Raw genomic sequence first — 11938 nt, 5'->3', positions numbered from 1 at the left:
ATAAGCAAAATATCCAGAGAAAAACACTGGAGCCCTTGACCTCTGATGTTTTTTTGCACTCCACTTGACCCCTGGGACCCTTGACTCCTTGACCCCTGATCTTTTCAGCACTCCACTTGAACCCTGGAATCCTTGACCCCTTGAACCCTGATGTTTTCACCCACTCTTTTGGAGATGATCTATTATTCTTAAAAAGTGATGATCAGGAATGGACTATGCGCTCATCCTGGCCTCATGGTTATCGTTGAAGCGGACAGAGACCATCTTGGAAACACCGGGTTCCTGCATGGTGATGCCGTACAAGGAGCTTGCAAACTCCATGGAGTTCTTGTTGTGGGTGATGGCGATAAACTGGGTGTTCATGGACATTTTGCTCAGCATCTGATTGTAGCGCAGGACATTGGCATCATCAAGAGGGGCATCCACCTCGTCGAGGAGACAGAAGGGACTCGGTTTGACCAGAAAACCGGCAAAGATCAGGGCCACGACCGTGAGGGCCTTCTCGCCTCCGGAAAGGAGGGAGAGGTGTTGGAGTTTTTTCCCGGGAGGCTGAACAATGATTTCCACACCGGCTTCAAGGGTGTCTTCACCTTCCTCGAGTTTCAGCTCTGCATAACCCCCGTTGAAAAGTTCCGTGAAGGCGGTCTTGAATTTCTCATTGATGGCGTCAAAGGCTTCCTCAAAACGCTCCCTGGATGTATGATTGATCTTGCGGATGGCGGTCATGAGGCTCTCCACGGATTCCTGGAGATCCGCCTCTTGAGCCGTGAGAAAGTCAAACCGCTTCTGAAGGGCATGGTATTCCTCGATGGCCAAAATGTTTACGGGGCCCATCTGTTCGATCTTACGATTCAATTCAGCGAGGTGTTCCTCAGAAGTCTGTTTGTCGATCTCACGATCCTGAAACCTCGGCAAGACCTCCTGGATTGAAACCTGGTATCTTTCCTTGATCATCGACTGGAGGTGCTCCATCCTGATGGATAGTTCCGTACGCCTGACTTCCAGGTCATTGATAAGGCGGTTGAGGTTTTCCATATTCCGGCGGAGTTCCTTTAATTCCTTTTGTTCTTCCTGAAGGTTTCCCCGCTTGGATTCGAAGGCCTCCTGCTCCTGGGTGACTCTGCTGTGCAGCGCTTCCTTTCGTTCGATCAGGGAATGGATCGTGGTCTCTGTCCGTGTCTTTTCTTCTTCAGCCTGAAGGATCCTCCCCTTGGACTCTTCAATCTCATGCAGCCGGGCGTCAATCAGGGCGTTCAGATTGCTCAGGTTGTCGTGATTTTTTTCGATATGTGAGAGAAGAGAGGCATGTCTCTCCATGAGAGACGCCAGGTGGATACGTCCTTCAGTGATGGTCCTTCTTCCCTGGTCAACCCGTTCCCGCAGGGTTTGGACCCTCTCGGCGCAGGCGGCGATCCATGCGTTCTTCTCTTCGAGATCCGTTTCCATCCCGCGGAGTTCATGAAGGCTTGAAGCCATACTTTCTTCCAGCATGAGAAGATCCGATGAACGGTTTTGGTTTTCGTGTGAGAGGCCCTCGATCTGTTGGGAGAGATGGGCGGCATTCCCTTCCAGGGTCGAGGCCTGTTTTTCCAGAACAACTCTCTCCGCCTCGATGGTCGAGAGTCTGGCATCTATGCCGCCGAGCTCCTGTTTGGTCTTCCCGATCTCACGGGAGAGAGATTCCCTCTGCTCCTCTGCCTGGGCAAGCTGATCCCTCAGGGCATCCATGGATATGGAGAGTTCACGTATCTCCCTTTTTCTTCGGATGAAACCGCTGGTATTCTTTTTCCTCGACCCCCCTTCCACCATGCCGGACGGATCCAGCACGTCGCCGTTCAAAGTCACCAGCGTGCGATGAAAACCGTTTGAGCGGTAGAGCGCCATGGCCTGCTCCAAGGATTCCACGACCACGACATCCCCCAGGAGGTATTCTGCGACACCGGCATATTGGGGATTGTACTGTACCAGGTTCAGGGCCTCGCCGACCACGCCGGTTCCGTCTCTCATGATAAAAGGATCCATCTTCCGATTCTTTGGGTGAAGAGGAATAAAGGATCCCCTGCCGATGTCATTCTTCTTCAGATATTCCACGGCCTTGATGGAATCTTCAGGGCTGTTGATGACGAGGCTTTGGTAACGGTTGTTGATCGCCGATTCTATGGCCGTCTCGTACATGGGATCGGTCTCAAAGATTTCAGAGACCAGAATATGAATTTCAGGGAGGGATCCCGATTCATCGCCGTCCGTCTTCCGGTGCAGCAAGGATCGGATTCCATCGTCATATCCTTCCAGGTTTTCCTGGAGTTCAACCAGGGCGCCGAAGCGGGAACTTTCCTGCCCGATCTGTTCCCGGAGGAGAGAAAACCGTTCCTGGACGGCTGTCAATGCCTCTTGTTTTTGATCGAGAACCGTATGGATGGAATCATGCTCGGTACGAATCTCATCCATGGTTTTTCGGAGATCAGAGAGCTGCTGCATCTTCTCCGACAGAAGTTTCCGGGTCTCTGAAAGACGGGCCGTGAGCTCCATACGGTTTGTATCATAGCCGCCGGCGACTTTTAGGATGGATTCCTTCTGCTGGACCAGGTTTTCGATCCGGCTCTTCTGGATCCCGATCTGCTGCATCAGATCCGAACGTCTCCCTTTTCCCGTTTCCAGCTCCGACTCTTCCTGCTGTTGATCTGAGGTCAGACCGCTTAACTCCGTTTCCTGTTCCGCAAGCCGATGTTTCTTTTCCTCGGTTTCTCCGGAGATGGAGGCGTATTCTTCATCGAGCATGGCTGTGGCCGACTGATTTTTGGCGATCTCTTCCTGCAGACGCAGGATCTCACGGTTGGATCCCTCTGCAAGACTGCTCAGGTGCGACGTCTCTGCCGAGAGGACCTCGATGCGGTTTTCACATCTGGAAATATCGGATTCGATAAGGCGGTTCTCGTCCTGCAGTTCGGTGATGCGTTTTTCCCTGTCCAGGACCTCGAGTTCGAGCTCTTCAATGTGCGTCTCTTTAGAGGAAGATCCGGCAAGGAGTTCCGTTTCTCTTTTTTTATGGTTCTGATAGGTCTCTTCCAATTCCTTCCATTCCCCGGACATCGCGGCATACTCGAGGGAAGAGAGATGGAGGTCGATCTCCTTGATCTCGTCTTTGTACGTCTTGTATCGTTCCGCCTTTTTGGCCTGACGGTTCAGGGAGTTTCTCTGTTGGTTGACTTCCGCGATGATATCCCTTACACGGGAGAGGTTTTCCCGTGTGCGATCGAGCTTGCGCAGGGCTTCATCCTTGCGGGCCTTGTATTTGGAAATTCCGGCGGCCTCTTCAAAGAGGAACCGCCTGTCCTTGGGTTTTGCGTTCAAAACTGCGGAAATGTTCCCCTGACCGATAATGGTATAGGCCTTGGCGCCCATGCCGGTATCCATAAAGAGTTCACGAATATCGGCCAGTCTGCACGGAATCCTGTTGATCAGGTATTCGCTTTCACCCGAACGGTAGTACCGGCGGGTGATCTGGATCTCATCAAAGGCGGCAAAATCCGAGGAGATGCCGGCGCCCAGATCGGTGACGACCAGCGTGACCTCCGCCATGCCCATGGGGGCGCGGGATCGGGTCCCGTTGAAAATCACGTCTTCCATGCGTTCGCCTCGGATCTGTTTGGCGCTTTGTTCGCCCAAGACCCACCGGATGGCATCGGAAATATTGCTCTTCCCGCATCCGTTAGGCCCGACAATTGAGGTGATTCCGGGCTGGAATACGACTTTGGTCCGGTCGGGGAAAGATTTAAATCCAATCATTTCGATAGTTTTGAATCGCATGGGCCTTCTCCTGAAATGTTTCAGAATATTTATCATAAAAGGCCCTTGGTGTAAAGAAAAAAAATAAAAAAAATACAATAAAATGAAGCCATTGATTATTGACCACAAGATATAGACCTGATGCGGATCATTTTATTAAAGTGTAATATTGTCATTGTTTTGAAAGAAAAAATTGACATCCAATGGGAACAATGAAATAATAAAAACATAAAAGATTGAAAAACAGCATGGGAGGGTCACATGGCTCATTTTGCAGATGGGTATACGCTGGAAGACATTCTCTTGATTACCTCCTTGCAGAAGAAAACCGGTGAATTGACGTTGGAGGCGGAAAAGGGGAGGGGGACCCTGCGGTTTCTGAATGGCAACATCGTTGATTCGGATGCGCCGTCGTCCACCCCTTTGGGAGACCTGCTGATCCAGAAAGGATTCCTGACCCGGGAAGATGTGGCCGCTTCTCTTGCAAAACAAAAGAATGAATCCATAAACAGAAGATTGGGGAAGATCTTTGTCGAAACGGGAAGGGTGGAGCCGGACTGTATTCAAAGTATGGTGAGGGAACAAATTTTTGCGGCGATTCAGGATTTCAGCACATGGAGAAACGTCTATTTCAGTTTCCATGAAAAAGAGATCATACCAAGTGATGACATTCATGTGACGCTGACGGATATCATCGAAAGAATGGCACAGGATTAGATTCAGAGGCTTAGTGGTCCTATTCGTAAATACGGCCGCATTCGAGTGCCGTAGGGCGGCCTCCTCTGCGTTCCGCTCCTTGCGACGTACCGCAGGGGGTACGTCTCAGTCGCGCGCCTTGATGAGGCCGCCCTACGGCACTCTCGGTACGTTACCATATTTACGAACAGGACCACTTAGTGGCCTTATTCGTAAATACGGTCGCTCGTCTTGATGAGACCGCCCTACGACCCTCTACCGATAAACCGAGTACAAGTCGGTACGTCACCCTATTTACGAACAGGACCACTTAGCAGGGCGAGAAGGAGGCCTGTACCGGGGGCAAACGGCCCGGTTCCGGGCTTTTTTTATTCGTCCAGCAGCAGAAGCGTGTTGGGGTTGAGTTTGAGAGGGAGTTTCAGATTGATCGGGTGATCATGGTCCTTTAGGAGTTTCAGGTGGATGGTGTCGCCGGTCGGCTCCAGAAAAAGAATGACTGAAAAAAAGTTTTCCACGTCACGGCACGGAGCAGGGATGGCTCCATGGCCGTCCATGTTTGCATCACGTTCAGTTTGAGCAGAGAACCAGATTTCCATGCGCCGTTCCGCAGCCAGGTATTTAAATGCGGCAAGGGTGTCCCATCCGGAATCAAGGTTTCGAAAATCAAAACCGTCTATTAAAAGGACCTCCGGCGCCACGCCGCCCTGTTCCGCGAGCTCTTTCAGATCCTGCGCAAGTTTTTTCACCGTGAAAGCCGCCGGCGCATAGGAAAGAATCAACCGGTTTTGTTCGATTTCCTCATGGAGTTTTTTAGGGTCCTTCATGTCGAAGGTTTTGCAGAGATCCGACAAGATCTCTGAATACCAGAGCTGGATCTTCTCTACGGACTCTCCAATGCCGATATGGGCCACCTTCTGTTTTTTAAAAAGACAATCCAGGGCGACGTGAACCAGGCAGGCGGTCTTTCCCACCCCTGGCCGGGCCATGAAGACACCCAGATTTCCCTTATCCAATCCCCCTTGGGTGGCTTTCTGCAGGATTCGTATCGGACTTTTCAAGATAAACTCCTGTTTCAGCATTTTCCCCGTTCCTTTCCGGACCTTCCCGGCATGTGAAGGAAGGAAAAAGAAACTGGTGAGAAAGTATAGCACAAATATACAGGGGAATCTATGCCGTTTTTCTCTGAGATGAAAATTCTTTGATCAGTTCCCCGGCAAGGCTCTGGGGAACGGGTTTGTATCTGGCGAACTCCATGGTGAATTCGGCCTTCCCTTGTGTGGCGGACCGGAGTACCGTGGAGTAACCGAACATCTCGGAGAGGGGGACCTCGGATTCAATGATCGAAAAGACTCCGTTCTCTGTGGCTGAGGAGATGATGCCTCGGCGCTGGTTCAGTGTCGCCAGAATGGAGCCCTGAAATTCGGAAGGCCCCTCCACCACGACCTTCATGACCGGTTCCAGGATGATCGGTTTGGCCTTGGCATAGGCTTCACGGAAAGCGCCGATGGCCGCCTGCTGGAAAGCAATGTCCGAGGAGTCTACGGCGTGTGAGGATCCGTCATTGATGACGGCCTGAATCCGGGTGATCGGAAAACCGATCAGTTTACCCTGTTTCAGGCATGCCTGAAAACCCTTGTCACAGGACGGAATGAATTCCTTGGGAATGGCCCCTCCGGTGATTTGGTTCTCGAAATGGTAGTCTTCGTCAGGATAGGGCTCTATGTATCCGGCCACGCGGCCATACTGCCCGGCGCCGCCTGTCTGTTTCTTGTGCGTGTAATTGAAATCGGCCCTGCACGTGATGGTCTCTCTGTATGCCACCTGAGGCATGCCGGTTTCCACCTCCACATGGTATTCACGCTTCATGCGTTCGATGTAGACATCGAGGTGAAGTTCTCCCATCCCGGAGATGACCGTCTCATTGCTTTCGGGGTCCACGCGGCTTCTGAAAGTGGGATCCTCTTTGCAGAAACGGTTCAGGGCCTTGGACATGTTCTCCTGTGATTGATTATCCTTAGGAGTCACCATCAGACTGATCACGGGATCAGGGACATGCATGGAAGATAGAGCATAGTTCATGCCGTCTGCGGTAAAGGTGTCGCCGGATGCGCAGTCAATTCCGAACAGGGCGACAATCTCGCCGCAAGAGGCCAGATCAATATCCTCCATTTTGTCCGCATGCATGCGGATCAACCGGCCGACCTTGAACTTCTTTCCGTTGCGGCTGTTATATAAGGTGTCTCCTTTTGCGATCCTGCCCTGGTATAGGCGGATGTAGGTCAACTGTCCGTACCGGCCGTCCTCGATCTTGAAAGCCAGAGCCACGGCCGCCTCATCCGGTGATTGGATCAGCGGGATTTCCTTCTCATCCTGATCCAGGTCCAGAACCGTATAGTTCATGTCTTCCGGACTCGGAAGGTAGCGTGTAACGGCATCGAGCAGGGTTTGAACCCCCTTGTTTTTATACGCGGAACCCACACAGACCGGGATCATCGAAAGAGAGAGGGTCCCTTTTCTGATGGCATCATGGATGATTTCTTCCGTGACATGTCCTTCCAGAAGAGCTTCGGTCAGCTCATCCGAAAAGAGTGAAACCGTATCCAGCATCTTCTCGCGCTCTGCCTCGGCCTTGTCCTTGAGTTCTTCGGGAATATCTTCAATACGGAGATTTTCTCCATTGGCCCCGTCAAAATAGCAGGCCTTCATGGCCACCAGGTCCACCACTCCTTTGAGATCGGCTTCAAGTCCGATGGGAATCTGAATGGCTACGGGCGTATGATTTAATTTCTCTTTAAGCTGCTGGATCACCCGTTCAGGGTTGGCGCCGGACCGGTCGCACTTGTTGATGAAGGCGATGCGGGGGATATGATAACGCCGCATCTGGCGGTCCACGGTCAATGTCTGGGATTGTACGCCCCCTACGGCGCAAAGGACGAGAATGGCGCCGTCCAGCACCCTGAGGGAGCGTTCCACTTCAATCGTAAAATCAACATGTCCGGGGGTATCAATGATGTTGATGAAGGAGTCTTTCCACGTGCAGTGCGTGGCCGCGGAAGTGATGGTGATGCCGCGCTCCCTTTCCAATTCCATGAAGTCCATGGTCGCTCCTACGCCGTCTTTGCCTTTGACGTCGTGTATCGCATGGATTCGGTTTGTATAATATAAAATCCTCTCGGTCAGGGTTGTCTTACCCGAGTCTATGTGGGCGCTGATACCGATGTTTCGAAGTTTCTTTGAATCCGTACTGGTCATGTTATCTACCTCTTGTTTTTAAAACATCTCCTGAAAAGTGAAAAAATCCTCTTTTGAAATAGCGGCATCTTGATTTTTAAAGTTGTCTACTGAAAAATCCGGAAGATATTTCGAGGCATCCTTTGTTCGAAGGGAAACGGCTCAATACCAAAACAGAAAATCACTCCATATTTTTCAATATCCTAATAAATTAATATAAATAAATACAAATGTCAATTAAAAATTTTGATTCGATTTTGATTTGATCTATAGTGATGATATGACTTTCTCAAGCATGAGCTTGACTTTTTCGGCATTCGGGGTCAGATTCCGGTTCTCTACGATTTCAAGCATCTTTACCGGATCGATTGCAGAAACCACGGTCTGTTTCATGTCATTTTCATAAACAATGACATTGCACGGGAGTAGAAGGCCGATCTCTATTTCTTCCTGGAGGGTTTGATGGGCCATGGCGGGATTGCAGGCGCCCAGGATGACATATTTGTTAAAATCAATATCCAGCTTCTTCTTTAAAACGGCCCGGACATCAATTTCAGTCAAGACTCCAAAACCCTGCTTGGAAAGGGCCTCTTTAACCCTGGGTAAGGCCTCCTCATAACTGCACGGGAGTATTTTTTGAATGCCATAGTCTGATTTCCGGCTCATGGTCGTCTCCTTTTTAGATGAAATCAAGGTATGAACGGTTTAGTGGTCCTGTTCGTAAATATGGTAACGTACCGAGAGGGTCGTAGGGCGGTCTTATCAAGGCGCGCGACTGAGGCGTACCCTCTGGTACGCCGCAAGGAGCGGAACGCAGATGAGGCCGCCCTACGACCCTCGAATGCGACCGTATTTACGAATAGGGCCACTTAATTCTTAATTTATCCGAAACCTTGGAAAAGATCAAGTCTTCATATCAAAACCAAATCCCGCGATAGAAATGAGCGAACCTTTCTCCCATGGCGTCCGGTGAGGGAAGATTCTTCTGTCCCAGCAAAGAGAGCAATTCACACTTGAAAAAAAACATGGTTTGTTGTATCATCTCGGCAATTCGAATGCCACCGTATTTACGAATAGGGCCACTAAGGGAGACAAGTGAAGCAGCAACGTGTGGATCCACCCCATATTCCATGGGAAAATGATCTGGCGCTGATTACCCAGGGCCGGCATGGGGATCCCTTTTCCGTGCTCGGGATGCGCCTCATTGGGGTGGAAGCGCAGCAGAGCATCGAGGTCACGGCCTTCCTTCCGGAGGCGGCGAAGGCCTGGGTGGTTGAGGAAGAGACAGGCGTGCGCCATCCCATGGCGAAGATCGATCCCCTGGGATTTTTCCTTGCCCGATATTTCAGGAGCCGGATCTTCCCCTACAGGTTCAGGGTGGAAACCCCGGAAGGGGAGACGTTGGAGTTCAAGGACCCTTACTCCTTCGGACAGGTGCTCACGGACTACGATCTCTATCTGATCGGCGAAGGGAGCCATTACCAGAAGTATGAGAAACTCGGCGCCCACACCACCGAACGGAACGGGGTTCGAGGCGTACATTTCGCCGTCTGGGCGCCCAACGCAACCTACGTCAGTCTGATCGGGGACTTCAACCGCTGGGACAACCGAAGGCATCCGATGCGTTTTCTCAACTCATCAGGCATCTGGGAGATCTTTATCCCCGGCCTCGGCGAGGGGGAGATCTACAAGTTTTTTGTCCGGTCGAAGTATAAGAACTTCGAGACGGTCAAGGCCGATCCTTACGGGTTCCGTTTCGAGCAGAGGCCCAAGAGCGCCTCCATCGTCTGTGATATCAGAAAACACCCGTGGAAGGACGAGGACTGGATGGAGAAGCGGCCGCAGACCAACTGGTTCGAATCACCCATCGCGATCTACGAGGTTCACCTCGGTTCGTGGGCGAGGAAACCGGAAGAAGATAACCGTATGCTGACCTATCGGGAACTGGCCCGGATGCTGGTTCCCTATGCCAAGGAGATGGGCTATACCCATCTTGAACTCCTCCCCGTCAACGAACACCCGCTCGACGCCTCCTGGGGATATCAGGCCATCGGATATTTTGCGCCGACCAGCCGGCATGGCAGCCCGGATGACTTCATGTATTTTGTCGACCAGTGCCATCAGAGCGGAATCGGTGTGATTCTCGACTGGGTGCCGGCACATTTTCCCAAGGACGGGCATGGGCTCGGCTTCTTTGACGGGACCTGTCTCTATGAGCACCAGGACCGGCGCCGGGGGGAGCACCGAGACTGGGGGACCCTGATTTTCAATTACGGTCGAAACGAGGTGAGAAACTTTCTCATCTCCAATGCCCTGTTCTGGTTTGAGAAGTACCATATCGACGGCCTGAGGGTTGATGCCGTCGCCTCCATGATCTACCTGGACTATTCGAGGAAGCCGGGGGAGTGGATTCCGAATGAATTCGGGGGAAATGAGAATCTGGAGGCCATCGGCTTTCTGAAAAAATTCAATGAGGTCGTTCACCAGTACTATCCGGGGATCCTCACCATAGCGGAGGAGTCCACGGCCTGGCCCGCGGTGTCGAGGCCGGTCTACCTCGGCGGTCTGGGCTTCGATCTGAAGTGGAACATGGGGTGGATGAACGACACCCTCACGTATATTTCCAGGGATCCGGTCCACCGCAAATACCACCAGAACAACCTTACCTTCGGGCTCCTGTATGCCTTCACCGAAAACTTCGTGCTGGTCCTCTCCCACGACGAGGTGGTCCACGGGAAACGGTCGATGCTCAGTAAAATGCCGGGCGACGTCTGGCAGAAGATGGCCAATCTCAGACTCTACTACGGGTTCATGTACGGCCATCCGGGGAAGAAGCTTCTGTTCATGGGCGGAGAGTTCGGTCAGTGGGACGAATGGAGGTACGATCAGAGTCTGGACTGGCATTTGTCCGGCTTCATGGAGCACAAGCGCCTGCAGAACTACGTCCGGGACCTCAACGGACTCTACGTCCGGGAGCCGGCCCTTCACCAGGTCGACTTTGACCACCACGGATTTGAGTGGATTGATCTGCATGACACGGAAAACAGCATCGTATCGTTCATCCGACTCGCCAGAGACCGGCATGACTATATCGTGGTGGTGTGCAATTTCACACCCGTGGCGCGGTGGTCCTACCGGGTGGGGGTGCCGGAACACCGTTATTACCGTGAGATCTTCAACAGCGAGTCCGGCCTCTACGGCGGGAGCAACCTGGGAAACGGGGGCGGGGTCCGCTCCGAGCCGATCCCGTGGCACGGCAAACCTTGTTCCATCGAGATCGTGATCCCTCCCCTCGGGGCGGTCTTTTTCAAACCGGCGTAGGAAAAGAGACGGTATTTTTTCTATGACAAATCGAAGAAGACAATCAGCCGAACGTACGGTCAGATTTGCATCTCGGCGCCAGGCGCCCTGTTAGACATTCTTTTAAATTGACACAAGTATATGCATAGTATACCATTTGACTTATCTTAACCAATTGATAAAAAAATAAAACTGGTATGAGTCCTTCAATTTTCAGGGAAAAAGGGTATAGATTTTATTTCCTTTTAAACGAAGAGGATAGAATCCATATCCATGTAACATGTGAGGATGGAGAAGCTAAATTTTGGATAGAACCCATAATATCATTAGCTATATCTCATGGATTGAACCCGAGAAAGCTGAACGAAATTCAAAAAATTGTTGAGGCGCATAAAAATGAAATCATTAAAGCATGGCAAAGGCATTTCAATAAGCGTTGAAAATATAACACCCTTTGGAATTTGGCTCTTTGTAAAAGAAAAAGAAAAGGAATACTTTTTGAGTTATAAGGATTACCCTTATTTTAAAGACCAGACATTAAATTCCATACAGAATGTTCAATTGCTTCATGGCTATCATTTATACTGGCCTGACTTGGATGTTGATTTAGAAATTGACAACCTCGAAAATCCTGAGAGATACCCTCTAAAATCAAAAATAATAAAGAAGCATCTAACAAGCCATTCAACGAGACGGCGAGTAGCCTCCCGTTAGAAAGTGGTTACGGCGTTCTTTGACCGTCGAGCAAGGAGGAAATCATGAGGTTAAAAGTGGATAAAGAAAATGACGCACTCTATTTCCGATTGGATGAAGCTTCCATCGTTGAATCGGAAGAGGTACAGCCTGGCGTGGTTCTGGATTTCAACGCGGAAGGTACAGTGGTGGGGATCGAGATTCTCAATCTGAGCGGGCGGATGACCCCAGA

General features: G+C 51.0%; 7 protein-coding genes. 3 read left to right on the top strand and 4 right to left on the bottom strand.

Annotated features, from left to right (window positions below; all coding sequences use genetic code 11):
• Nucleotides 1–213: 213 nt before the first annotated feature.
• Nucleotides 214–3807, bottom strand: a complete 3594-nt coding sequence (locus tag AUK29_03720; protein OIP64828.1) for a chromosome segregation protein SMC — start codon at nt 3805–3807, stop codon at nt 214–216.
• 240 nt (nt 3808–4047) lie between these two features.
• On the opposite strand from AUK29_03720, the gene AUK29_03715 reads away from it, so the two are divergent.
• Nucleotides 4048–4503, top strand: a complete 456-nt coding sequence (locus tag AUK29_03715; protein OIP64827.1) for a hypothetical protein — start codon at nt 4048–4050, stop codon at nt 4501–4503.
• Nucleotides 4504–4850: 347 nt separating this feature from the next.
• Here AUK29_03715 and AUK29_03710 read toward each other — a convergent pair whose 3' ends face one another.
• From AUK29_03710 to AUK29_03700, 3 genes are all read right to left on the bottom strand, one after another.
• Nucleotides 4851–5561, bottom strand: coding sequence for a hypothetical protein (locus tag AUK29_03710; protein ID OIP64826.1), 711 nt, complete (start codon nt 5559–5561; stop codon nt 4851–4853).
• An 88-nt stretch (nt 5562–5649) separates the two neighbouring features.
• Complete coding sequence (locus AUK29_03705) at nt 5650–7734, bottom strand: translation elongation factor G (protein OIP64825.1); 2085 nt, start codon at nt 7732–7734, stop codon at nt 5650–5652.
• Nucleotides 7735–7980: 246 nt separating this feature from the next.
• Nucleotides 7981–8379, bottom strand: coding sequence for an ABC transporter ATP-binding protein (locus tag AUK29_03700; protein ID OIP64824.1), 399 nt, complete (start codon nt 8377–8379; stop codon nt 7981–7983).
• Between the two features lie 459 nt (nt 8380–8838).
• Between AUK29_03700 and AUK29_03695 the strand changes: the two genes are divergently transcribed.
• Together AUK29_03695 and AUK29_03690 are read left to right on the top strand one after the other, a co-directional pair.
• Nucleotides 8839–11034 carry a 1,4-alpha-glucan branching enzyme gene (locus AUK29_03695; GenBank protein OIP64829.1) on the top strand — a complete coding sequence of 732 codons (2196 nt, stop codon included), beginning with the start codon at nt 8839–8841 and terminating at the stop codon, nt 11032–11034.
• 375 nt (nt 11035–11409) lie between these two features.
• Complete coding sequence (locus AUK29_03690) at nt 11410–11727, top strand: hypothetical protein (protein OIP64823.1); 318 nt, start codon at nt 11410–11412, stop codon at nt 11725–11727.
• Nucleotides 11728–11938: the final 211 nt, after the last annotated feature.

The organism is Nitrospirae bacterium CG2_30_53_67, from assembly GCA_001873285.1.
In the GTDB taxonomy this organism is placed as follows: domain Bacteria; phylum CG2-30-53-67; class CG2-30-53-67; order CG2-30-53-67; family CG2-30-53-67; genus CG2-30-53-67.
Note: the sequence above shows the minus strand (reverse complement) of the source record. Positions and strands in the feature narration are given on the sequence as shown.

Coding starts and splice junctions, on each gene's coding strand:
- AUK29_03720 (OIP64828.1), bottom strand. CDS start 3,807: ATGCGATTCAAAACTATCGAAATGATTGGATTTAAATCTTTCCCCGAC.
- AUK29_03715 (OIP64827.1), top strand. CDS start 4,048: ATGGCTCATTTTGCAGATGGGTATACGCTGGAAGACATTCTCTTGATT.
- AUK29_03710 (OIP64826.1), bottom strand. CDS start 5,561: ATGCTGAAACAGGAGTTTATCTTGAAAAGTCCGATACGAATCCTGCAG.
- AUK29_03705 (OIP64825.1), bottom strand. CDS start 7,734: ATGACCAGTACGGATTCAAAGAAACTTCGAAACATCGGTATCAGCGCC.
- AUK29_03700 (OIP64824.1), bottom strand. CDS start 8,379: ATGAGCCGGAAATCAGACTATGGCATTCAAAAAATACTCCCGTGCAGT.
- AUK29_03690 (OIP64823.1), top strand. CDS start 11,410: ATGAAATCATTAAAGCATGGCAAAGGCATTTCAATAAGCGTTGAAAAT.